General features: G+C 60.1%; 25 protein-coding genes. 7 read left to right on the plus strand and 18 right to left on the minus strand.

All coding sequences use genetic code 11. The annotated features are described in order from the left end of the window. From AB4P92_RS19080 to AB4P92_RS19105, 6 genes are all read right to left on the minus strand, one after another. A complete protein-coding gene (locus tag AB4P92_RS19080; RefSeq protein ID WP_042561325.1) occupies positions 1-696 on the minus strand; it encodes a DUF1190 domain-containing protein in 696 nt (231 codons plus the stop codon). A 17-nt stretch (positions 697-713) separates the two neighbouring features. Further along, positions 714-1,139, minus strand: a complete 426-nt coding sequence (locus AB4P92_RS19085) for a DUF350 domain-containing protein (RefSeq protein ID WP_042561324.1) — start codon at positions 1,137-1,139, stop codon at positions 714-716. A 15-nt stretch (positions 1,140-1,154) separates the two neighbouring features. Further along, the gene (locus AB4P92_RS19090; RefSeq protein WP_042561323.1) at positions 1,155-1,805 is read right to left on the minus strand and encodes a DUF2491 family protein; all 651 of its coding nucleotides are present in this window, start codon (positions 1,803-1,805) and stop codon (positions 1,155-1,157) included. Positions 1,806-2,015: 210 nt separating this feature from the next. Then, the gene (locus AB4P92_RS19095; RefSeq protein ID WP_042561322.1) at positions 2,016-2,714 is read right to left on the minus strand and encodes a PspA/IM30 family protein; all 699 of its coding nucleotides are present in this window, start codon (positions 2,712-2,714) and stop codon (positions 2,016-2,018) included. Between the two features lie 17 nt (positions 2,715-2,731). Further along, positions 2,732-3,313, minus strand: a complete 582-nt coding sequence (locus AB4P92_RS19100; RefSeq protein WP_224787147.1) for a YjfI family protein — start codon at positions 3,311-3,313, stop codon at positions 2,732-2,734. A gap of 242 nt (positions 3,314-3,555) precedes the next feature. Further along, positions 3,556-4,110: a cysteine hydrolase family protein gene (locus tag AB4P92_RS19105; protein WP_042561320.1), complete on the minus strand. Its 555-nt coding sequence runs from the start codon at positions 4,108-4,110 to the stop codon at positions 3,556-3,558. A 101-nt stretch (positions 4,111-4,211) separates the two neighbouring features. Between AB4P92_RS19105 and AB4P92_RS19110 the strand changes: the two genes are divergently transcribed. From AB4P92_RS19110 to AB4P92_RS19120, 3 genes are all read left to right on the plus strand, one after another. Then, positions 4,212-5,192: a GlxA family transcriptional regulator gene (locus AB4P92_RS19110; protein ID WP_047303697.1), complete on the plus strand. Its 981-nt coding sequence runs from the start codon at positions 4,212-4,214 to the stop codon at positions 5,190-5,192. A 300-nt stretch (positions 5,193-5,492) separates the two neighbouring features. Continuing rightward, complete coding sequence (locus AB4P92_RS19115) at positions 5,493-6,602, plus strand: DUF3182 family protein (RefSeq protein ID WP_273877722.1); 1,110 nt, start codon at positions 5,493-5,495, stop codon at positions 6,600-6,602. Beyond that, entirely contained in the window at positions 6,592-7,350 is a 759-nt protein-coding gene (locus AB4P92_RS19120) for a S9 family peptidase (RefSeq protein WP_042561317.1), read from the plus strand. The genes AB4P92_RS19115 and AB4P92_RS19120 overlap by 11 nt, the downstream gene beginning before the upstream one ends. Positions 7,351-7,460: 110 nt before the next feature. On the opposite strand, the gene AB4P92_RS19125 is transcribed toward AB4P92_RS19120, so the two are convergent. The 4 genes from AB4P92_RS19125 to AB4P92_RS19140 are packed head-to-tail and all read right to left on the minus strand — an operon-like array spanning position 7,461 to position 11,435. Next, entirely contained in the window at positions 7,461-8,447 is a 987-nt protein-coding gene (locus AB4P92_RS19125) for a lysylphosphatidylglycerol synthase domain-containing protein (RefSeq protein ID WP_047303693.1), read from the minus strand. Then, positions 8,444-9,718 (minus strand): cardiolipin synthase ClsB, encoded by a 1,275-nt coding sequence (gene clsB / locus AB4P92_RS19130; protein ID WP_395598004.1) that lies wholly within the window; start codon positions 9,716-9,718, stop codon positions 8,444-8,446. Before clsB ends, AB4P92_RS19125 begins: the two co-directional genes overlap by 4 nt. Beyond that, positions 9,715-10,512, minus strand: a complete 798-nt coding sequence (locus tag AB4P92_RS19135) for an endonuclease/exonuclease/phosphatase family protein (protein ID WP_042561314.1) — start codon at positions 10,510-10,512, stop codon at positions 9,715-9,717. Before AB4P92_RS19135 ends, clsB begins: the two co-directional genes overlap by 4 nt. Further along, positions 10,509-11,435, minus strand: coding sequence for a DUF72 domain-containing protein (locus AB4P92_RS19140; RefSeq protein ID WP_261736546.1), 927 nt, complete (start codon positions 11,433-11,435; stop codon positions 10,509-10,511). Before AB4P92_RS19140 ends, AB4P92_RS19135 begins: the two co-directional genes overlap by 4 nt. A gap of 369 nt (positions 11,436-11,804) precedes the next feature. Between AB4P92_RS19140 and AB4P92_RS19145 the strand changes: the two genes are divergently transcribed. From AB4P92_RS19145 to AB4P92_RS19155, 3 genes are all read left to right on the plus strand, one after another. Next, complete coding sequence (locus tag AB4P92_RS19145; RefSeq protein ID WP_047303689.1) at positions 11,805-13,916, plus strand: mechanosensitive ion channel family protein; 2,112 nt, start codon at positions 11,805-11,807, stop codon at positions 13,914-13,916. Between the two features lie 320 nt (positions 13,917-14,236). After that, positions 14,237-15,121: a sugar nucleotide-binding protein gene (locus AB4P92_RS19150; RefSeq protein WP_042561311.1), complete on the plus strand. Its 885-nt coding sequence runs from the start codon at positions 14,237-14,239 to the stop codon at positions 15,119-15,121. Next, positions 15,114-16,046, plus strand: a complete 933-nt coding sequence (locus AB4P92_RS19155; protein WP_395598005.1) for an NAD-dependent epimerase/dehydratase family protein — start codon at positions 15,114-15,116, stop codon at positions 16,044-16,046. Before AB4P92_RS19150 ends, AB4P92_RS19155 begins: the two co-directional genes overlap by 8 nt. Positions 16,047-16,300: 254 nt before the next feature. Here the strand turns inward: AB4P92_RS19155 and AB4P92_RS19160 are convergent, their stop codons facing one another. The 5 genes from AB4P92_RS19160 to AB4P92_RS19180 form a co-directional block, all read right to left on the minus strand. Then, the gene (locus AB4P92_RS19160) at positions 16,301-16,999 is read right to left on the minus strand and encodes an OmpW family protein (RefSeq protein WP_042561309.1); all 699 of its coding nucleotides are present in this window, start codon (positions 16,997-16,999) and stop codon (positions 16,301-16,303) included. Positions 17,000-17,222: 223 nt separating this feature from the next. Next, complete coding sequence (locus AB4P92_RS19165; protein ID WP_042562226.1) at positions 17,223-17,741, minus strand: DUF3299 domain-containing protein; 519 nt, start codon at positions 17,739-17,741, stop codon at positions 17,223-17,225. Between the two features lie 11 nt (positions 17,742-17,752). Further along, positions 17,753-19,018: an ABC transporter permease gene (locus AB4P92_RS19170; RefSeq protein WP_395598006.1), complete on the minus strand. Its 1,266-nt coding sequence runs from the start codon at positions 19,016-19,018 to the stop codon at positions 17,753-17,755. Position 19,019: 1 nt separating this feature from the next. After that, positions 19,020-19,730, minus strand: a complete 711-nt coding sequence (locus AB4P92_RS19175; protein WP_395598007.1) for an ABC transporter ATP-binding protein — start codon at positions 19,728-19,730, stop codon at positions 19,020-19,022. A gap of 133 nt (positions 19,731-19,863) precedes the next feature. Continuing rightward, the gene (locus AB4P92_RS19180) at positions 19,864-20,463 is read right to left on the minus strand and encodes a DUF2796 domain-containing protein (protein WP_395598008.1); all 600 of its coding nucleotides are present in this window, start codon (positions 20,461-20,463) and stop codon (positions 19,864-19,866) included. Between the two features lie 135 nt (positions 20,464-20,598). Between AB4P92_RS19180 and AB4P92_RS19185 the strand changes: the two genes are divergently transcribed. After that, positions 20,599-20,958: a hypothetical protein gene (locus AB4P92_RS19185; protein ID WP_200613297.1), complete on the plus strand. Its 360-nt coding sequence runs from the start codon at positions 20,599-20,601 to the stop codon at positions 20,956-20,958. A gap of 120 nt (positions 20,959-21,078) precedes the next feature. On the opposite strand, the gene trxA is transcribed toward AB4P92_RS19185, so the two are convergent. The 3 genes from trxA to AB4P92_RS19200 form a co-directional block, all read right to left on the minus strand. Continuing rightward, positions 21,079-21,951, minus strand: a complete 873-nt coding sequence (gene trxA, locus AB4P92_RS19190) for a thioredoxin (protein ID WP_042561302.1) — start codon at positions 21,949-21,951, stop codon at positions 21,079-21,081. A gap of 169 nt (positions 21,952-22,120) precedes the next feature. Next, positions 22,121-22,777 (minus strand): class I SAM-dependent methyltransferase, encoded by a 657-nt coding sequence (locus AB4P92_RS19195; protein ID WP_395598009.1) that lies wholly within the window; start codon positions 22,775-22,777, stop codon positions 22,121-22,123. Then, positions 22,774-23,238: a YbaY family lipoprotein gene (locus AB4P92_RS19200; protein WP_042562223.1), complete on the minus strand. Its 465-nt coding sequence runs from the start codon at positions 23,236-23,238 to the stop codon at positions 22,774-22,776. The genes AB4P92_RS19195 and AB4P92_RS19200 overlap by 4 nt, the downstream gene beginning before the upstream one ends. Positions 23,239-23,269 lie beyond the last annotated feature (31 nt).

The following is a 23,269-nucleotide window of genomic DNA, read 5'->3' on the forward strand; positions in this document are numbered from 1 at the left end:
TCAGCTGCTCGAACGACCGGAACTGCTACCCCAGCCACCCCAACCGCTGCGCGCGCTGGACTGGCTGCCGAAGCCGCCACGGGAAGTCGAAGAGGCGACGTTCACCGGTTTGCTTCTGGTGCTCTCGTAGTCCGGTTGGCTGCGCGGTGCCGATTCGATTTTGCGGTACTGCGTCGAAGTGTTGTAGGTCTGGCGTGTATCGCGGTCGCGGTAAACCGTGCGGTTGGAATTGTTGCTCATCGCATTGCCGATCAGCCATCCGGTCAACATGCCATTGCCGCCGCCTCCACCACCGGAGTAGTGCGAAGTGCTCTGGGTCGCGTTGCTGGATGTTGTGTCACCCGCCGGCATCTGCGCGTCGGCGATGGCATCGAGATTTTGCGCGGCTTCACCGGGCTGCGGCACTTTGAAGCCACCGAGTTTCGGCACGAAGCGGCCATCGGAATTTTTCTGACACCAGTCGGCGGCAAAATCCGCATCGCATTTGGCTTTGTCGTCATACGCCGGAGCGATGCGTCGGTGCTCGGTCAGGGCCGCAACGTAAGCATTCGAGCAAACATCAGCGGCGACTTCGGCATCGACGCACTGTTCCACGCTCTGGAAGTTGCGGGGCTGATCGACTGCCGCCGCTTCGCCAGAGATGGCCATGGCCACTGACGCTGCGAGGGACAACTGAACGTATTTACTTCGTTTCATCTAAGGCTTCCTGCCGATCAGTTGGACGGCGTCATGCACGCAGCGTTGAGCATGCCGACGCTAATCGCTACGGCGGCGACGTAGATGCCAGCGGCCATTTCACCGTTGGCGATGCGCTGCGAAGTACCTTTGAGCACCAGGGTCGTGCCAAGGAACGCCAGCAGTTGCACCACTGCGGCGATCACCGCCCAAACCACGAAGTCGACAACGTTGACCGAAAAGGCAATCACGTTGCTGGCGGGAATGGCGAAACCGATGATTGCACCGGCCAGCGCGACGGCAGCGGCCGCGTTGCCGGAACGAATCAGCTCGAACTCTTTGTGCGGAGTGACGCGGGTGTAGACGAATTGAAACAGCATGAACAGCAGCACGGCGCCGATCAGGTAGACGATGAAACCGGTCAACGCGGTCTTGTTAAGGGATACGGCCAGCACTTCCAGCATGGAAAACTTCCTTATTTAAATGGTGCTCAGGTCAGTCGTGTACAACGAGATGCCCAGCGAGGTGCTCAAGCTGACGGTGCCTTCTTCATCCTGTTCGACGGAGAACAGCAACAGTTCGCGGCGATCGGTCAGGCCGGTCTCGCGTGCGTAGAGCATCGAGTGATGGTTGATGGTGTAGCTTTCGTCCACATTGACCACGTGTTCGGTCATCGGCACCAGTTCGGTCTGGCCCTGTTCGGTGCCCCACTCGCGGGTGTATTCGACACCTTCGTGGGTGTAGGTCGGCAGGCCGATCAGGCTGTTGGGGCCGGCCAGGCGCTGCAGCTCGGCATCGCTGTTGACGGTCACGTAAGTGAGGTAGTTGAACAGCGTGACCGATTCGATCTGGTCATCGCCGGTGACGTGGATCTGCACCCAGAAATCCTCGTCGTTCATGTAATAGCGGTGCAGTTTGTTGGACTGGCCGAGATCGACCCAGCCTGCGCTCCAGACCGCCTGATCGAAGGGCACACGCACCGAAGTCGAACCGTCGAGCAGCAACGAAAGGGTCGAATCGAACCTGACACCCTTGCCTTGCGCCATGCCGAGTGGGCCGCCGGCAACGGTTGGCGTTGGCGCAGCGGTCTGCCAGTTGCTGGTGCCCAGCAAATCTTTAAACCATCCCATGGGTACGTTCCTTGAAGCGGGTGGAGGTGTTCGTTGGCAAAAAAACGTCGCTAGTGTACCGGGCTGCGTGGTGAACGAGCAGAAGGATTTGAAGCCGGTAAACCATGTGGGAGCGAGCCTGCTCGCGAATGGTGCGTGTCAGTCAACATGGATGTCGACGGGTACACCGCTTTCGCGAGCAGGCTCGCTCCCACAGGTTTGGCGCAGTTTTTACTGAGCGGATTTCTGCTTCAGGCGCTCGAGGATCGCATTGGCGCTGCCCTCGTTCGGCGTGATACCGGCGTCGCGCAGTTTGCGGTCCAGATCGTTGCCGGTCGCGGCATCAGCCAGTTCGTCCGCAGCGCTCAGTTCGGCAGCACGCTGCTGCTGTTTGGCTTGCAGGCGGTTCAAGGTGCCGACTGCGGTTTCCAGTTTGCCGTTGGCACCGCCGCTGGCGATGGACGCGCTGACCTGGGCTTTCTGCACGCTGTCACGGGCCTTGGCCATGTCCACTTGCTGGCGCAGGCTTTTGATCCGCGATTCGGCCTTGTTGATGTCTTTGCGCATGTTGGCGGCGTAGGTGCCGAACTCGTCGCTTTGTTTCTTCTCGACATCCAGGTCGTTGGTCAGGGTCGAAATCGCTTCGGCCACTTCCAGTGCCAGGTCTTCACGGCCGGCGTTCAGGGCCGAGACAGCCTTGGCTTCCAGATCCTTGATCTTGGCGTCGTACTCGCTCACGCGGTCAGCAGCCAGTTTGTGTTTGGCCATGATGGTGACCAGTTCACGGCGGGCGTTCGACAGCGCGGTATCGGCGTCGCGGATTTCCTGATCGAGGATGCGCAAGGCCTGTTGGTCGACGATGCTTTCGCCGACTTCACTGGCGCCGCCGCGCAGTGCGGTGAACAACTTGCTCCAGATGGACTGAGTCATTGGATATTCCCTGTTGATTACTTGAAGAAGTGTTCGAAGGCTTCGCTCGCGCGCTGCACGTTGTCGACCAGGGTTTTCACCTCGGTGACCACGTTGGTCAGGCTCGAGTCGGCGCTCAGTGCGCCAAACATGTTGTAAACGGTCTGGCCGTTAGGCATCGACTCGATACCGATCGACGACAGCGGAAACATTTCCCGGCTGCGCAATACGGCGTCGTTGAAGGCATGGACGTCAGTGATCGAATCGATGTCCACCAGCACGGTGTCGACGATGATCTGCTGACCGGCCAGGGCGATGTGAATCGGCAGGCCGCCGAAATCGTTCATTTCCAGCTTGATGCTGGGCTCGGAGCTCTGGATCAGAGACAGCGTGATCTCTTGCGAAGCCACCTCGTCCAGTGCCTTGAGGGCGTTGAAGAGGCTATCGATGTTCCAGTTGTTGCCTGCGCTCATGTAATTCTCCGACATGAATGAGCCAGCCAGAATCGGTTGGCGTAGCTGTTGCTCCATCTGCTTGAGCAAGCTTCGGTTTTCGGGAAGCACCCAAGTTTCGTGTTTCACATAACCGGCGGCAGCCAGGCCCGCGCGCATCTGCTTCATGTAGAAACTCGACGGTTTTTTTGCGGACGGTTTCGAGCGCTCTCCCTTTGGGCTTTCTGATGCAATAGTGGAGGAGCGGCTTTTCATGGCAGTGACCCGGTTATGAATGTCTCACGCGTGAGCCACACTACAACCAATTCAAAATGCCATCAATGACTCACGCGTGAGATTTTCATGACAAGCGAAAAAAGGCCCGCAGCGAGGCGGGCCTTGATGATTAGAAAGTATCGCGCTGCAGGGCTTTAGCGATTGGCGGCGAGGAATTCGTCGGTCGACACCACACTGGCGTACGCAAAACCCAGCGCCGACATGAACGCGGCGTGGACGTGCGCCGCCGGTACGGTGAGACCGTTGAACTCCAGATCACGGCTGGCGCAGGCGTCGTGGATCACCGTGACGCTGTAACCCATATCGGCCGCGGCACGGGTGATGCCGTCGACGCACATGTGACTCATGCTGCCGACCACCACCAATTCCTTGATGCCTTTTTCTTCCAGAATCGATTGCAGTTCGGTTTCGCGGAACGAGTTGACGAAATGCTTGAGCACCACGGGTTCATCGGCGCGGTTGAGTACTTTCGGATGCAGCTTCGCGCCGTCGGAACCTGGCGTAAAAAACGGGGCCTCGGGTGAGGTGAATTCGTGGCGGATATGGATCACCGAGTCCCCCGCATCACGGAATGCGGCGATCAGTTGGACGGCGTTGTCGGCAGCGGCGTCGGCACCGACCAGCGGCCACTTGCCTTGGGGGAAGTAGTCGTTCTGGATATCGACTACGATGAGCGCTTGCTTGGCCATGGGTGTGTCCTTGAGGTATTGGCTGAAAGTGGCTTCAGTATTGGCGCTGGCCGGTGATTCGAGGATTGGCCCCACCGACAATAGACAGGGGAAAACTGACAATGGGCGCAGAAAGGGCCGCCGTGGCTGAATTGGGCGTGCTGATTTATCCCGGCGCGCAGATGGCGGCGGTGCATGGTTTGACTGATCTGTTCGCAGTGGCCAACCGGATCGCTGGCGAGCATCAGGCTGCGCAATTGCCGCTGTTGCGCGTCAGTCACTGGCAGGTCGAAGGTGATCAGCCACCAGCGCGGGTTTACGACAGTCTTCCCGGCACCGAAAGCCATTTGCTGGCGGTGCTGATACCGCCCTCGATCGGCGGATTTTCTGCGTCACAAATGCCTGTCGCTCTGGCACCGTGGCTGCGCGAGCAACACGCCCGTGGTGCGACGCTCGGCGGGGTTTGCGTAGGCTCACTGATGCTCGCCGAAAGCGGTCTGCTCGACGGCCGCAGCGCTACCACCCACTGGACCTCGACCAAGGCATTCGCCGAGCGTTATCCGAAGATCAGGCTCAAGGCCGACACGCCGATTGTCGATGACGGCGACCTGATCACCACGGCCGGTTTGATGGCGTGGTCGGAGCTGGGGTTGCGGCTTGTCGATCGTCTGCTCGGACCTGGTATCGCCACCGCCACGGCGCGGTTTCTGGTGGTGGAACACAGCGACAGCGCCAGCGAGTGCGGGAGTAATTTCGCGCCGATCCTCAGTCATGGCGATGCAGCGATTCTCAAGGTGCAGCACTGGTTGCAAGGCACCGGCGCGACGGATGTTTCGCTGGCCGCGATGGCCGAGCGGGCAGGGCTGGAGGAGCGCACGTTTCTACGTCGGTTTCGTGCGGCGACCGGGTTGAAGCCGACCGAGTATTGCCAGCACCTGCGGGTGGGCAAGGCGCGGGAGTTGCTCGAGTTCACCAATGACACGATCGACCATATTGCGTGGACGGTGGGCTATCAGGATCCGGGGGCATTTCGCGCCATTTTCAAGAAGATCACCGGGCTGGCGCCGAGTGAGTATCGGGGGCGTTTTGGTTTAGCTGGTTGATCAGAGACTGTCGTAATCTCTGTGGGGGCGGGCTTGCTGGCGATTCGGTCTTACAGTTGGGCAAGTCGGTGGCTGACCCACCGCTATCGCTGGCAAGCCAGCTCCCGCAGGGTTATCTGTGAAGCGTTGGATCGTGCAATTTGCCGGGGATTAGTGAGTCGTCGTGCAGATTGAAACAGGCGCGGTGCCATTACGCTTGCGCCAAGCAGTTGATTCACCAGCGCTTTCCACGGGGTTACCGTTGGCCTGATCTCTGCACCTTTCCTGTCTACATTCATTAGCCTGCCTGAAGGGGGACGCATGACCCCGACACCCCGCAAGAAAATCGTGGTTGCCCACTCCGTTCGCGCCGAAGCGCCGCAGCACGAGGTGGAAACCAACAAGGCCCTGGCGCGCTGGCTGGCGCAGATTCTCGGTTTAAAATTCGGCGGCGCTTATGACCCCGCGAAACATCGCGGCAGTGACCTGTATCTGTTGCCGACGCAAACTCTTGTTGGCGCCGCCAGCGCCCAGGCACTTGGGGTAAAAGGTCCCGATGACTTGTGGGGCGGCTATGTCGAATACGACTTCATCTGTACCAAAGCCATCAGTCATGGCCTGCGCAGTCATCTGGCCCGAGCGCCGCAAGGCTGGTCGCCGCTGTTCTCTGAACGCGTGCGCAGCGTGGTGCTTGATGGCCTCAGCGTGTTCGCCTTCGAAGATGCGCGGCCTGCCGCCGAGCATTTGTTGTACAGCGGGCCGATCCGTCTGAAGCCAATTCACGCTTGCGCCGGTCGCGGTCAGGAAGTCATCAAAAGCCTCGACGCCTTCGACGAAATTCTCGCCCGACCTGAAGCACACGAGCTGTTCAGCGAAGGCGTAGTGCTGGAGCAAGACCTGAGCGAGGTCATCACCCACAGCGTCGGCCAGTCATTCATTGGCGACAGCGTGCTGAGTTACTGCGGTGATCAATACTTGACCAAAGATGCTCATGGCGAAGACGTCTACGGCGGCTCGAATCTGCTGGTGGTGCAGGGCGGCTATGAGGATTTGCTGGCGCTGGAATTGCCCGATGACGTGCGTTTGGCCATCGAGCAGGCGCAAGTGTTCGACAGCGCCGCCGATGAGGCCTATCCGCGTTTCTACGCCTCGCGCCGCAACTACGACATCGCCCAAGGGTTGGACAGCAGCGGCAAAACCCGCAGCGGCGTACTGGAACAATCCTGGCGCATGGGCGGCGCCAGCAGCGCAGAAGTGGCGGCACTGCAAAGTTTCGTCAACGACCCCGCAATGCGCGCAATCCGCGTATCTTCAGTGGAAACCTATATTGATCAGCCGCTGCCGGCGGACGCCATCGAGGTGTATCGCGGCCCGGCTGAGAACAGCGAATTTCTCCTCAAATACGTAATGGTCAAATCTTATGACGGCTAGAAGCGAAAGCATTCAAATCGACATTGATGATGAACAAATGAGCGGGACGTTTCTCAGTCCTAAATCGAAGGTGCCGGGGGTGTTGTTTGTCCACGGTTGGGGCGGCAGCCAGGAGCGTGATCTTGAACGGGCGAAAGGGATCGCCGGCCTCGGCTGCGTGTGTTTGACCTTCGACTTGCGCGGCCACACTGGCGGCAGCGGAATTTCGCTGAGTCGGGTTACCCGCGAAGATAATCTGCGCGATCTGCTGGCGGCGTACGACCGCTTGCTCTCCCACCCGGCGCTCGACACATCGGCCATCGCCGTGGTGGGCACCAGTTACGGCGGCTACCTCGCGTCGATCCTTACCTCGTTGCGCCCGGTGCGCTGGCTGGCTCTACGGGTGCCGGCGCTGTATCGCGATGAGCAATGGCACACGCCGAAACGCGATCTGGACAAGGCTGACCTGCGCGATTATCGCGGCGCACTGGTTCGCGCCGACAACAACCGTGCACTGCATGCGTGTTCGCAATTCACTGGAGATGTGTTGCTGGTGGAATCGGAAACCGACGATTTCGTGCCGCACGCGACGATCATGAGTTACCGCGCCGCGTGTCAGCAGACGCATTCGCTGACGCACCGGATCATTGATGGCGCGGATCATGCGTTGAGCGAGCCGGTTTCTCAGCAGGCATACACGTCGATTCTGGTGGACTGGATTACCGAGATGGTCGTTGGCGAGCGGTTGAGCATTATTCAGTCTTCATAGACTGTGGCGTTCTTTCCGGCGCCATCGCTGGCAAGCCAGCTCCCACAGGGGGCGCATTTCAAATGTGGGAGCGAGCCTGCTCGCGAAGATTCCGGCAGCTGCAAAAAGAATCAGGACGGTGTTTTCTCGATCCGCAGCGATTTGGCCTTCGCCTCCACAACCAGGTACATCACCAGCGTAATCAGCAGCGGCAACAGGAAGTAAATCGCTCGATACGCCAGCAACCCCGCCACCAGGCTGCCTCGCGAGGCCTCGTGTTGCAGCAGCGCCACGAACACGGCCTCCAGCACCCCGAGCCCCGCCGGAATGTGCGTGATGACCCCGGCAATCGCACTGATCAACAGCACGCCAAGCACTAACGGATAATCCAGTTTGCTCGGCAGCAGTGTGAAGATCACTGCGGCCATCAGCGACCAGTTCAGCGCGCCGAGCAGCAGTTGCAACACTGCCATGCGCAGCGATGGCAAGTTGATTTCCACCCCGCGAATCGACCACTCGCGGCGCTTGGAGAACTGGCACGCCGCGAGATACCCGGCACTGATCAACAGCAACAACACGCCGATCCCCTGCAACGCCGTGCTGCTGATTTTCCAGCCCGGCGGCATGCTCACCAGTCCGCTGCTGAACACCACGCCGGCAATGGTCATGTAGCCGAACCAATTGGTCGCCAGGCTCAGGCCGAGAATCTTGGCGATGTTGCCTTTGCTCACGCCGAGCCTTGAATACAGGCGATAACGCATGGCGATCCCGCCAACCCAGGCGCTGAGGTTTAGGTTGAACGCGTAGCTGATGATGCCCACCGGCAGAATCTGTTTCCAGGTCAGGTCCTGGCGAATGTAAGTGCGGCCGATCAGGTCGAAGCTGGCGTAGGTCAGAAAACTCACGAGGGTGATGCCGGCCGCGATGATCAGCGTGCGCACCTTGAAGTCGGCAAGGGTTTGCAGCACCTCGGCCCATTCGATACGTGTGGCGAACATCGTCAATAGCACGATCAGCGCGAGAAAGAACACCACCGTCAGCGGACGCTTCCATTTGCTCCAGCGCGAGTGGGTTGCTGGCGCCGAATGGCTGGCGGATGACGCGTCGGAATGGCTCATGAGCGATCACCTCGAAATGGCTTGAGCCGGGGTTTGTGCGCGGGCAACCAACCGGCCATGGCCGGAAAGTGCCGCAGGAAGTGGAATACCAGAAAGCCCACGGTCATGTGCCAGATGCGTCCGCGCGGCGACTTGGCGGCATCCATGGCTTTGCAGTGGTTTTGGCTGAGGTCTTCGAGACGCTCGAACAGCATCTGATTGAACGCGCGGTCGCGGATCAATACGTTGGCTTCCAGGTTCAGCGACAGGCTCAGCGGGTCGAGATTGCTCGAGCCGACGGTGCTCCATTCTTCGTCTACCAGCGCGACTTTGCCGTGCAGCGGGCGCTGGCAATATTCGTGAATTTGCACGCCGGCCCTGAGCAGATAGTCATAGGTCATCCGCGCCGCGAGTTTGGCCACCAGCATGTCTGGCTGGCCTTGAAGAATCAGCCGGACATCGACCCCGCGCTGCGCAGCATTACGTATCTCGCGCAGCAAGCGATAGCCGGGGAAAAAGTAGGCGTTTGCGATTACCACGCGATGTTTGGCGCGGCGCAGCACCTGCATGTACACATCTTCGATATCGGTGCTGTGCTGGTCGTTATCGCGGAACACCAGGCGCACCTGGCCGTCGTGATCGGTGAAAGCCATCTCTGCACGGCGCTGGCGGCGACGTTGCCACCAAAACCTGGCCCGGCCCGGGCGACCGCTTTGCAGCAGGGCAAAGTGATGGATGTCGGCCACCGCCGGACCCTGCACCTGCACCGAGTAATCCTGCTTGGCTTCAGGGCCGAAATCGGCGAGGTGATCACCGGAAAAATTGATCCCGCCGATGAACGCAACCAAGCCGTCGACTACAACGATTTTGCGGTGCAAACGACGGAACCAGTTGGTGCGAACTCCGAGGTGTTTGGGGGCCGGGTCGAAGATTTGCAGATGCACGCCGGCATCGCTGAGCGCCGAGAGATAGCCTGTGGTTAACTCGCCGCAACCGAAGCCATCGAGGCTGACGGTGGTGCGCACACCGCGCTTGGCGGCGTCGATCAGAATCTCCTGCAATTCGGCGCCGACCTTATCTTCAAAGACGATGAAGGTCTCCAGCAGGATTTCACTCTTCGCCGCCCGCATTGCGGCAAACACGCGGGGGAAATATTCCTCGCCGTTTTCCAGCAGTTCCACGCGGTTGCCGCCCTGCCAGTGGTACTCGACATCGACTTGACCCGGCTGGCGCACAGGCGGGTTGATGCTTATCGGTTCCACAGCGGATTTTTCCATCGGTGCGCTGCTCATAGTTCGATCTCCACCGATAACGGGGCGTGGTCGGAAAGGTGTGACCAAGGCCGGTTCGCCAGCACTTTTGGCTGGCTGGCCTTGAGGTTGCGTACATAGATGCGGTCGAGACGCAGCGTCGGCAAACGTGCCGGAAAACTGCGCGCCGGTTTGCCGTGATGCTCGGCGAACACTTCACGCAGACCGCAGGGTTTGAGCAGCGCATCAGCTCGCTGGCGCCAGTCGTTGAAGTCGCCAGCGACAATCACCGAAGCATCGTCCGGCAGTTCTGCAAGGCGTTGCATCAGCAAGCCCAGTTGCTCGTTGCGATGGCTCTCGCGCAGGCCCAGATGCACGCAGATCGCATGCACCTCTTTGCCGTCGCCGGGCAGGCGCAGCACGCAATGCAGCAGGCCACGGTTTTCGTGACCGCTGATGGATACGTCGAGATTGTCGTGGCGGATGATCTGGAATTTCGACAGCAGCGCATTGCCGTGATCGCCCTCCGGATACACCGCGTTGCGCCCGTAGGCGAACTGCGGCCAGAGGCTGTCGGCGAGGAATTCGTATTGCGGCATCGCAGGCCAGTTGTCGTAGCGCTGATGATGGTGCTCGTGGGTGCCGTGCACCTCCTGCAGAAACACCACGTCGGCGGCGACGCTGCGCACCGCTTCGCGCAGTTCCGGCAGGATGAAACGCCGGTTGAGCGCGGTGAAGCCCTTGTGGGTGTTGACCGTCAGCACGGTGAAGCTGCGCACGGATGACTCGACCTCGGCCCCTTCGTCGGTGAAACCGACCGGCTCTGAAACACTCATGCCAGCACTCCTTCGCCAGCGGGCTCACCGGGCGTGGTGGCCAAGTCGTGGTCGAGGTCGAAACGCTGTAGCAAGTTGCGCGCATCGTAGGGCGCGCGGACTTTGATGTCGTTGTCGAAATAGCAGAACACTTCACGTGATTTGCGCACTCGAGGTTTCAGGCGCGGGGCGATCAAATGGGCATCTGTCGGTTGTTTCCCGTGATGCCAGGCTTCGATCCGATCCGCCCAACGCTTGAGCGCCGGTGCGCTGTAACCGCTGGCGTAGAGTTCCTCGGCACCGTGCAGGCGCAGGTAGACGAAGTCACTGGTCACGTCTTCGCGATACGGCCATTTACCGCCGGTGTCGGCAATCACCAGTGCGATGTTGTGGCGTTTCAACAGGCGCACGAAGTCGACATCGATGAAGCTGTCATGACGAATTTCGACAGCATGGCGCAACGGTTTTTTGCGCCAGGCTTTCATGCAGGCGTGGCCATGCAGGTGCGAGTCGTGTTGACGGGCGAGGGCGGCGGCAGCTTCGGTGTCGTGGGGTAATAGTGCGAGAAAATGCTCGAAACGTTCGGCGTCGAATCTGAAGTTCGGTGGGAACTGCCAAAGGATCGGCCCCAGCTTTTCCTTGAGCTCCAGCACACCTGACGCGAAGAAATTCGCCAATGGCTTTTCTATCTCGCGCAAGCGGCGGATATGGGTGATGAAACGCGGCGCTTTCACACTGAAGACGAAGTCGTCGGGCGTTTCGGCGTACCACTGGGCATAGCGTTCGGGTCGTTGCAGGGCGTAGAACGATCCATTGATCTCTATGCTGTTGACCGCTCGCGAGGCGAACTGCAATTCGCGCTTCTGCGCCAGTCCATCGGGGTAGAAATCCCCGCGCCACGGGGCGTAGCGCCAGCCTGAAATACCGATGTGAATCGTTGCCATGCCGCCCTCCCGTTGAAAGTCCTCGTACAGCCTCTGTCTGTTCATGACTGCTGGCTGTTCGGGAAAGTTTCGGCGGTGTTACGGACGGTGCATTTGTGGAAATGCCATTAATTACCTGCGGGAGCAAAGATCAAAAGCCTCCCCCTCACCCCAACCCTCTCCCCCAGAGGGGGCGAGGGGGAAAGGGAGCTGATCGGGGAATGTTCCAAAGCTGAGTTCGACTGAAGACTCGCAAGTCGGCGTACCTCCAGCATTCAACTCGCTCATTTCCCTCTCCCTCGGGAGAGGGCCAGGGTGAGGGGGCTCTTGAACTTGCCAGCCAATTGCCGATCAGTTCCTTACAGGTTCAGCCAACGGGAGATCGGAGTTTTGATGAAGTTCAGGATCGCCATTCTGCTGGGAGCATTGTTGTTTCTCGGTGCCAGCGAGCTCGAAGCCGCGACACTGCCGGGGTTGCCGGCCGCGACTGAGGAGCCGGCCAAGCCCGAACCGATTGTGCAGGGCGGGTTGCTCGGTGCCATCAGTACGAGCATCGACGACGTACAAGAAAAACTCGACCTCAACGAAGATCTGGTGGATGCCTGGCGCCTGCGCGCCGACCGTGCCGCGAATGAGGTCGACAAACTGGTCAATCACCCCTCGAACCGCTCTGGCTGGAGCGTCGCCGGGGACTTCCTGACGCTGTCCGGGGTGTGGCTCGGCACATTCGCCCTGTTGACCGTGCTCGGCAGCCTGTTGGCTAAACGTCTGCGCGAAGGTCGCTGGTTTCGCACGCACCCGCGCTGCCAGGATCTGCTCGGCTATCTGTTGCCCTACACGTTGCCGGCGCTGATCTGCCTGCCGTTGACGCTGTACGTCAGCCATTTCCTGCAAGCGTCGGCAGGACGTGCCCTGGCGCTGTGTTTTGCTTATGCGACCAGCAGCGGCATCTTTTCCACGTCAATGCTGTTGTGCGTGGTGGTGATGTTCAATGTCGGGCACAAACGCCCGGCGGCAAAAATCATCCGCGATTACTGTCCGCGACCCCTGTTCCTGATCGGCTTTCTCGCTGCGCTCAGCGATGCGTTGACCAGCCCGCAAATCGCCCGGCAATTGGGCGGCAACATCACCAGCAGTATTGCAGTGTTCACCGGATTGATCGCTTCGATCATCTTCGGTTTATTGGTGATTCGCCTGCGCCGCCCGGTGGCGCATCTGATCCGCAACCGTTCGCTGAGCCAGCGTCTGAAACAGCCGTCATTGCAGGAGTCGCTGCGGATTTTTTCCGGGTTGTGGTATTGGCCGATTGTGCTGATGGTGCTGGTGTCGGCGGTCAATCTGATCGGCATCGGCGAGGACAATCAAAAGGCCCTGCGCTGCGCATTGTTCACCACGGTGCTGCTGATCGGGACGGTGTTTTTGAGCACCATCCTGCAGCACCTGTTCAAGTCGCGAAAGGCCGAGACGATCAAGCACAGCAGTGCTTACAAAGAGCGTTTCCTGAGCCTTTTGCATGCGTTGCTGCGGATCGTCATCGCCATTGCCTTCATCGATATCCTCGGGCGGATCTGGGGCGTGTCGTTACTTGATTTCGCCCAGAGCAGCACGGTCGGCCGGGCGATCAGCAATGCCTTGAGCAGCATTGGCCTGATCTTCCTGGTGACGTGGCTGCTGTGGGTGGTGCTCGACACGGCGATTCAAGAAGCGCTGAAACCGCCGGTCAGCAAGCGCGGGGCGCGCCAGCCCAGCACCCGGGTAAAAACCATCCTGCCGCTGTTGCGCAATGCGATCAAAATCATCCTCGTGGTGATTTGCGCGATCACGACCATGGCCAATCTGGGTATCAACGTTGCTCCACTGCTGGCCGGTGCCGGGGTGGTCGGTCTGGCCATCGGTTTCGGCTCGCAGCAGTTGGTGCAGGACGTGATCACCGGGTTGTTCATCATCATCGAAGATACCCTGTCGATCGGCGACTGGGTGGTGCTCGACTCCGGGCATGCCGGCACGGTTGAAGGGCTGACGATCCGCACGTTGCGCCTGCGCGACGGCAAGGGTTTTGTGCACTCGGTGCCGTTCGGGCAAATCAAGGCTGTGACCAATCAATCGCGGCAGTTTGCGTTCGCGTTCTTTTCGGTGCAGTTCACCTATGACACGGATGTCGAAAAGGCCATCGAGTTGATTCGCGAGACCGGCGATTCGATCCGCGAAGACCCTTTCCTCAAATACAACCTGCAAGGGCCACTGGATGTGTTTGGCGTGGACAAGATGGATCTCAACGGCGTAGTGCTCACGGCGCAATTTCGCACGGTGTCCGGCGGGCAATATGCGGTGAGCAGGGCGTTCAATCAGCGTTTGAAGAAGCTTGTGGATAACAGCCCATCGGTGCACTTCGCGCAGACTTATCCACAGCAGGTTGTATTGCCGCAGCGGCAAGGAGAGTTAGCGCAGGAGACGCCACCGGAGCAGTCGCCGGTAGTTTTGCCACACCCGTCTCGCAGCTGACCTCAGGATTTCACTAAGGCTGCTGGCCTCATCGCTGGCAAGCCAGCTCCCACAGGATTTGTGAGCACCTCCAACCCGTTGTTGCCTCAACACAAACTCTGAGCTACCCGACAGGATTTGGAGGCACCGCGAAACCTGTGGGGCTGGTTTGCCAGCGATAGGGCCAGTCGCGTTGGGATAAATCCCGGGGATCTACACTTTACGGGTGACGGTTGCGCACTAAACCCGCAAAATGCAACGATTCCGGCAATTATCGACGACGGTGCCGCTGGCATCGTCGCCAAAGCCATCGTTCCAATCAGACTGGGCCTGCTGACTTTATGCGAATGCGCCTTATGTTACTGGGCGGCGGAAATGCCCTTGGGCAGGCGCTGATTCGCCTCGGTGCGGAAGAAGACATCGGCTTCCTCGCCCCCCGCCCGCCAGAAGACGGCTGGGATGCCGCGAGCCTGACGCAACTGCTTGACGACACTCGTCCGGATGCGTTGATCAACCTCGCCTACTATTTCGACTGGTTCCAGGCCGAAACGGTCAGCGAAAGCCGCATGGCCGGGCAGGAACGCGCCATCGAGCGTCTGGCCGAACTGTGCCAGCACCACAATATCGTCCTTGTGCAACCGTCCAGTTATCGGGTGTTCGACGGCTCGCGTGCCACCGCGTACAGCGAAAAAGACGAACCGGTGCCGCTGGGCCTGCGCGGTCAGGCGTTGTGGCGGATCGAGCAAAGCGTTCGCGCCACCTGCCCGCAGCATGTGTTGCTGCGTTTCGGCTGGCTGCTCGATGACAGCGCGCAAGGCACGCTCGGGCGTTTCCTTGCCCGCGCCGAACTGCCGGAAGAGTTGCTCATGGCCGATGATCGCCGAGGCAATCCGACTCCGGTCGACGATGCCGCACGGGTGATCATCTCGGTGCTCAAGCAACTCGATTGCGCGGCGCCGCTGTGGGGCACTTATCACTACGCCGGGCATGAGGCGACCACACCGCTGGCGCTGGGTCAGGCGATTCTGACCGAGGCCCGCAGCCTCCACGCGCTGGCCATCGAAGCGCCGACCGCCCAGGCTCACGCCGCACGGCCGGACGCTGCCGAGGAACCGCAACACGCGGTGCTCGCCTGCAAGAAAATTCTGCACACCTTCGGGATCAAGCCGCGCGCCTGGCGTGCCGCGCTCCCGGGCTTACTGGATAGGTTTTATCGCCATGGCTGAAGGCACTGTTTTAATCACCGGCGGCGCGGGGTTCATTGGCTCGCACCTGACTGACGCATTGCTCGCCAAGGGGCATTCGGTGCGGATACTGGATGACCTGTCGACCGGTAAACGCAGCAACCTGCCGCTGGACAATCCTCGGCTGGAACTGATTGTTGGCGATGTCGCCGATGCGGCGTTGGTTGCCCAGGCGATGCAGGGCTGCAGCGCGGTCGCGCATTTGGCGGCGGTGGCCTCGGTGCAGGCGTCGGTGGATGACCCGGTGAAGACTCACCAGAGCAATTTCATCGGCACCTTGAATGTCTGCGAAGCCATGCGCCTGGCCGGGGTCAAGCGGGTGTTATACGCCTCCAGCGCAGCGGTGTACGGCAACAACGGTGAGGGCGAGTCTATTGATGAAGACACGCCAAAAGCCCCGTTGACGCCCTACGCGTCGGACAAACTGGCCGGCGAGCACTACTTCGATTTCTACCGCCGCCAGCATGGTCTTGAACCAGCGATTTTCCGCTTCTTCAATATCTTCGGCCCACGCCAGGATCCATCCTCGCCGTACTCTGGGGTCATCAGCATCTTCAGCGAACGCGCGCAGAACGGCTTGCCGATCACCGTGTTCGGCGATGGCGAGCAGACGCGCGACTTCCTCTATGTCGAGGATCTGGTCGACATTCTGGTGCAGGCAATCGAAAAGCCTGTTGTCGAAATCGGCGCGGTGAACGTCGGCTGGAATCAGGCGATGAGCCTCAAGCAGATGCTTGAAGCGCTGCAAGCGGTAGTGGGCGAGTTGCCTCCCGTCAGCTACGGCCCGGCGCGCTCGGGCGACATCCGTCATTCGCGGGCGAACAATCGGCGGTTGCTCGAGCGATTCAAACTACCGCCACAGACGCCGATGAATGTTGGTTTGGCGCGGTTGTTGGGGCGCGCCTGAAAAGCCCCTCACCCTAACCCTCTCCCAGAGGGAGAGGGCTAGGGTGAGGGGGCTGGATCTAGCTAACTCCACAAATCTCCCAGGCATGAAAAAGGCGCCCTTCAACAGGCGCCTTTTTCACGGCCGGGATTTGTCTCAATCCCTGTGGCAAGGGAATTTTATTCCCCGATCGACTGCACATCAGTCGCCTGCAGTTTCAACCTGCTCACCACCAAGCCTCATTCACCACCACGTGAACGTTCTGTACATCCGGCTTAGAACTTATAGCCCAAACCGACCATGTAGATGAACGGATCCACATCCACATTCACCCGTGCCCGAGTGCCCGGTGCAACGGCGTTGTTCTCAACGGTCGCGCGGGTGTCGATATCGATGTAACGCACTTGGGCGTTGAGCATGATGTTGTCGGTGATCATGTAATCCGCGCCGACCTGCCACGCCAGACCCCAGGAGTTTTTCGCCTTGAAGTTGCTGAAGCCGTTGGCGCTGGCTTCACTGCCGACGTGTTCGTCGTAGATCCAGGTGTAGTTGATGCCGCCGCCGACATACGGCTGGAAAGCCGACTTCGAATCGAGCGGGTAGTAGACGACGCTGAGGGTCGGTGGCAGGTGTTTCAGCGTGCCGAGTTTGCCGTTGGCTGCTGGCAGGGCAGTGCCTTTGAGCTTCACGTCATGTTCGAACGGCGTGGCTGCAAGCAACTCGATACCGACGTGGTTGGTGAGCATGTAAGCGAAGTTCAAACCCAGTTGAGTGTCGCTGCTCATGGTCGCCTTGCCGCCCAGATTGGCGCCGCTCAACGGACCCTGATCGACCTTGACGCTGGAGCTGTCGGCCTTCGGGTTGACGGTGATTGCACCGGCACGGATCAGGATGTCGCCGGCTTCGTGGGCGTGGGCGAGCGGGGCTGCGAGCGCGAGGGCAACCAGCGAAGCGCTGAGCAAGGACTTGTTCATGGGGGCTCCAAAAGGACATTAAAATTTTCTGATGTCCTATTGTAAGAAGCCGTCTGATCCGGTCTTTTGACTCAGCTCAATGAAACAGTGAAGGGGCGGGTTTTTGTGGGATTTTGAAGGGCCTCTTCGCAAGCAGGCTCGCTCCCACCTTGGAATGTAATCTCCTGTGGGAGCGAGCCTGCTCGCGAAAACGATGGGTCAATCAGCACAAAATTACCGGCATTCACTCCGGCAGCTCATACACATAAATCTTGTCTGCCTCCATCTGATACCCGGCATCCGCCAGTTCACTGCTGGACGCCTTGACCTGCATCGGCCCCTCGATCCAGTAAGGCTGATACAGCTCATCGAGCTTCACCCCGAGTTCGCTTTTCACATGCACGATCTGGTTCGACGGTGGTGGCGGCACGTGGATGCAGGCGCCGAAATACGGCACCAGCAAAAAGTCCGTGGTGCGCCCCTCTTCATTGACTTCCAGCGGCACGATATAACCCGGCAGGCGAATGTTCTGGCCGTCGAGGCTTTGCACCACCGGTGCATTCGGCAAGTCCTGTTTGGCTGCTGGTGCCGACTCAGCCGACAACGCATCGCTCATCTTCGACAGGTCGTGCAGAGGCGTCATGTTCGGCACTTCCGGCGCGGCGTCCGGCGGGATCATTTCCGACCAGGTCAGGTCTTTTGGCGCGGCTGCCCACACAGGCAGGGCGACCAGCAATAACAGCGCGAGCAGTGCGCGGGGCATGGTGAACATCCTCATAAACGGATCGACAGGCCATCGGCCAAAGATTGGCGATAGGCGCGCCAGGCCGGCACGCTGCCCATCAGCAGCGCGGCCGCCAGAATGCCACCGAGCAGCGTCCATTCATACTCGCTCGGCCACGCGAGCGGCAGGAACAAACCGTAATTGGCCTGCACGTAACCCTGCGCAGCAGCAATGCCGATGTACAACAACGCGAGTCCGGCGATCACTCCGGTCAACGCCAGGGCAAAGGCTTCCAGCACCAGCAGACTTGCAATGTGCCACGGTCGCGCACCCACCGAACGCAGGATCGCCATCTCGCGGCGTCGCTCGTTGAGGCTGGTGAGAATCGCCGTAAGCATGCCGATCAACCCGGTCAGCACCACGAACAGCGAGACCACGAACAGCGCTTTTTCGGCGGTGCTCATCAGGCTCCACAGTTCCTGCAAGGCCACGCCCGGCAGGATCGCCAGCATCGGTTCGCCACGGAATTCATTGATCTCGCGTTGCAGGGCGAAGGTGGAAATCTTGCTGTTGAGGCCCAGCATGAACGCGGTGATCGCTTGCGGCGTCAGGTCCATGTTTCGCGCCTGATCCGCGCTGACCCGCCCGTTGCCACGGGCCGGCACGCCGTTGTGCCAGTCGATGTGAATCGCCTCCATGCCGCCAAGGCTGATGTGCAGCGTGCGATCCACCGGCGTACCGGTGCGCTTGAGAATGCCGACCACGGTGAACGGTTTGTCGTCGTGTTTGACCAGGCTGATCGCGGCCACGCCATGGGCCAGCACCAGTTTGTCGCCGAGCTTGTAATGCAGCGCGTCGGCCACTTCGGCGCCGAGCACCACTTCAAATGGATCGGTGGCAAAGGCGCGACCGTCGGCCAGCGCCAGATGCTGCTGGCGGCCGTATTGGTAATGCTCGAAATAGGCTTCGGTGGTGCCCATCACGCGGTAGCCGCGGTGGGAGTCGCCCAGCGACATCGGGATCGCCCACTTCACTTTCGGGTTGTTGGCGAAGTGTTCGAAGCTGTCCCAACGGATGTTGTTGGTGGCATTGCCGATGCGAAACACCGAGTACAGCAGCAGGTTCACCGAACCGGAACGGGCGCCGACAATCAGGTCGGTGCCACTGATGGTGCTGGCGAAACTGGCTTTGGCTTCGGTGCGCACACGCTCGACGGCGAGCAGCAGGCAGACCGACAGGGCGATGGCGAATGCAGTGAGCAACGCGGTGAAGCGGCGGTTGGCCAGGCTGGCCATGGCCAGACGAAACAGATACATCTCAGACCTCGGCAGACGTGGCGGCGCGATTGAGCTCGGCCAGGGACAGATGACGGTCGAACAGCGGCGCCAGACTCTGGTCGTGGCTGACGAACAGCAGGCTTGAACCAGCTTCGTGGCATTCGGCGAACAACAGGCGAATGAAATTTTCCCGGGCGTCGTAGTCCAGCGCCGAGGTCGGTTCGTCGGCGATCACCAGTTCTGGCTGACCGATCAACGCACGGGCGGCGGCGACCCGTTGTTGCTGACCAATGGACAGCGAGTCGGCGCGGCGACTGAGGATGCTTTCGTCCTTCAGGCCCAAATGCGCGAGCAGGGTGGCGGCGGCTTGATCGACACTGCCGTGACGCTGTTTCGCCCGTTCAGCGCGCAATTTCGAGAAGTGGCAGGGCAACTCGACGTTCTCGCGCACCGAGAGAAACGGCAGCAGGTTGAACTGCTGGAATATGTAGCCGGTGTGGTCGACACGGAATGTGTCGCGGGCACCGGCCGAGAGTTCGGTCAGCTCCTGGCCCAGCAGACGAATGCTGCCGCGATCAGGTTTCTGCACGCCGCCAAGCAAGCCGAGCAGGGTCGTCTTGCCGCTGCCGCTGGGGCCTTTGAGGAACAGGGTTTCACCCGCTTCCAGCCGAAACGCCGGGATGTCCAGCAGCAGTGGGTGACCGGGCCAACTGAAGCCCAGGTCGGACAGTTCGATGAGTGCTTGGGTCATGACACCAATTTCATGGTTGAACACGGAACCCCGTAGGAGCTGCCGAAGGCTGCGATCTTTTGATCTTGCTTCAAAAGCCCAGGATCAAAAGATCGCAGCCTTCGGCAGCTCCTACAGGGGATTTTCGGTGTTTTTAGAATTTCAGCGAGGCAGCCTTCGCCGTCACTTCCGTACCTTGCTGGCCGCTTGCGCTGATCAGTTGTACCTGAATTTTCTGAGTCGCCGGGAAGGTGCTGAAGATATTCGCCAGATCCAGCGTTTTCAGTGCGCCCGGAGTCGCGCAGCTGAACTGATAGTGCGCGTGGATTTCGCTGTGGTCGTGGTGATGCTCGTGGCTGTCCTTGCCCGCTTCATCGTCGTCATGGTCGTCAGCATCCGGCTTGTCACCGAACAGTGGGCTTTCCAGTTCCTGACTGACCACTTTGCAACCGGCAGCGGCTGGCAGGTTAAACAGGGCCAATGGCTTTTCAAGCTGCGCACGGGCGGCGGCAACCTTGGCCTTGTCGGCGTCCGTGGTGGCGGCATGTTCGAAGCCCACCAGATTCATCGCCGGGCTTTCCAGCTCAAGTTCCAGCGTCTGGCCATCCAGTGCCGCGTTGAGACGGCCAACGCCATGTTCATGCGCGCCGAGGCTGCCGTGTTCATGGTCGTGATCGTGGTCATGCTCATTGGCAGCATGGGCGATGGCCAGCGGCAACAGGGCAAACGGCAAAGCGAGCAGCAGACGGCGCATGACGGTCTCCGAACAGTAAAATGAAAAGTTTGTTATGTAATCTTATAACGAAAGTGCGCAGAGTTTGCCCGTGCGCTTGGCGTTACACAAGTCCCGTGGGAGCATGCAGGTCAGAAATGTGCGGGAGCGAACTCAATGTTGCGGATACGCGGAACCGTCGGCGATGTGCCGGTGGATTTGACGGTGGAACTGGATGACAGCGATTGGGCCAGGCTCGGTTCGGCCTTGAATGCGCAGGCGCCGATTGCTCAACCTGAAGGCATTGCGACGATGCCAGCGGCGAAACCGCTGAACCAGGACGATGCCTTGTGGCAGCTCGCCAAGGATCTGTTGCGCAAGGCCGGGCAACTCAGCGGGCCGGACCTGCTGGAACAGCTCGAAGGGCTGACCGGCAGCGCGGTATCAGGCAAGCGTCTGCTGGTGCGACTGCGACACAGTGCGGATGTGAAGGTGATGAGCGGCGGGGATACGCCGCTTTACAGCTGGGTAGAGTAGGCCGCAAAAGCAAAAGATCGCAGCCTGCGGCAACTCCTACAGGTTCAGCGTCCATCCGCAAAAAGGGTGGCAACTGCGATCCCCCTGTAGGCGCTGCGGCACGCTGCGATCTTTTGATCTTCAGTAAAGCGCAGCAAACATCTTGCGACGGTAAACAGTCACCAGCGGATGCTCGTTGCCCAACAACTCGAAAACCTGCAACAACGTCTTGTGCGGCAACCCCTCGCCATAGCTGCGATTGCGGATAAACAACTTGAGCAAGGCATCCAACGCCGCTTCATATTGCTGACGCGCCAGTTGCTGGATCGACAGTTGATACACCGCTTCGTCGTCCTGCGGATCTTTCGCCAAACGTGCTTTCAGGTCGGCGGCGTCCGGCAGATCGCGGGCAAGGCCGAGGAACTTGATCTGGGCCTTGGCCCCGGCCAGTGCGGCTTTGTGCTCATCGCTCTTGACCGCGTCGAGCACGGTTTGCGCTTCGTCCAGTTCACCACGTTCAGTCAGGCAACGTGCATAGAGAATCAGCGCCTTGGCGTTGGTGTTGTCCTCATTAAGCATCACCACCAGCGCCGCTTCGGCATCTGCGTAGCGACCGTCATCGAACAGCGCCTGAGCCTGTTCGAACGGATCTGCTGCGGCTGGCGGCGGCATCTGCACATGCGGTTCGAGCAAGGCGCGCACGGCGGATTCCGGTTGCGCGCCGGCAAAACCGTCCACCGGTTGACCGTCCTTGAACAGCACCACGGTCGGCAGGCTGCGAATGCCGAAACGGGCGACGATGTCTTGCTCGATATCGCAATTGACCTTGGCCAGCAGCAGCTCGCCCTGATAGCTCTCGGCAATGCCTTGCAGCATCGGCATCAACGCCTTGCACGGCGCACACCACTCGGCCCAGAAATCCACCAGCACCGGTTTGTTGAAAGAAGCCTCGATCACCGACTGGTCGAAATCGGCAGTCGTGGCGTCGAAGATGTACGGCGTTTGCTGACTCATGGGGAATCTCGTAGAAGCGTGGATGGGGCAACTATACGGCTTGGTGGGGTGTGGCCGGAAGCGGGGTGGGTTTTGAGATATGTGTCGCCTGCAAGGACGCTTTCGCGAGCAGGCTCGCTCCCACCCTGGAATGCATTCCCCTGTGGGAGCGAGCCTGCTCGCGAAGCTTTTAGTCACGCCGCGCATGGTAAAGGCTGACATGCCGAAATTCTTCCGGCTCAGCCAGATCCGGCAAAGTCATCGCCTCCAGCATCTCAATGCGTTGATACAACGGATGGCGAAAATCCCGGACCCGCGAATCCGCCACCAATGCCTCGCGGCCACGGCTGAGAAACGCATCCAGCAACGGCAGATTCGCCCGGTCGTACAACACATCCGCGACCAGGATCAGATCAAAGCGATCCGCCTCGGCAAAGAAGTTCGTCGAATAACTCATTTGCACATCATTGAGCGCGGCATTCGCCCGACAGGCGGCAATCGCCAGCGGATCGAGATCACAGGCCACCACTTCCAGCGCGCCGGCCTTCACCGCCGCAATCCCGGCGATGCCGGAACCGGCGCCGAAATCCAGCACGCGCTTGCCGCGCACCCATTCGGGAAACTCAGCCAGATAGCGCGCCACCGCCAGACCGCTGGCCCAGCAAAAGCTCCAGTACGGCGGCTCATGAAGGATTCGCTGGGTTTCTTCCTGGCGGAATTCGCGCGCCATGTTGTCGCCGTCGATCAGCCAGAGCTGTAAATCAGTCCCGGGCAACGCGCAGGCCTTGAGTCTGGCGTCGCCGAGCAATTCACCCAATGCCTGTTGCAGGTCGAGCGGTGCATTCATGGTGCTTTGACGAACTGCAACTGGCCCAACGCCTGCGTGGTCGGCTGGGTGATGGTTTGCGACGGTAGATGCAGGATCAGTTGGCCGGACTGACTCGCCCGGCCACGCAGCTCAACCCGCGCCCCCGCCGGAAAGGCCTCGGGATTGAAACGCACGTGGAATGGCAGGATCTGGTTGTTGCCGATCAGGCTGGAACTGGCGAGCAGTTGTTGCGGGCGATCCTTTGCATCGATCACCAGCAGCGCCAGTTCGACTTCGGCACCGGCCGGCACACCTTGCAGGGTGCCGCTCAGTTCGCGTTGATGGGCTGGCAGCGGGCCGAGGGCGGCGGCCTGATTGGCTTTTTTCTGCGCCTGCTGCGGCGCCGGGCCTGGTGTGGGCGGTTGAGGCTTGGGCGCATCGCTGCCACAGGCCACCAGCAGGCTGAAAAGACTGAGCAAAACGAGCGGACGTAAAGGCATTGGCAGCTCCGGCAAAATGAAATCCATGGAT

Origin of the sequence: Pseudomonas sp. A0308 (genome assembly GCF_044218815.1) — a bacterium.
Classification (GTDB): domain Bacteria; phylum Pseudomonadota; class Gammaproteobacteria; order Pseudomonadales; family Pseudomonadaceae; genus Aquipseudomonas; species Aquipseudomonas iridis.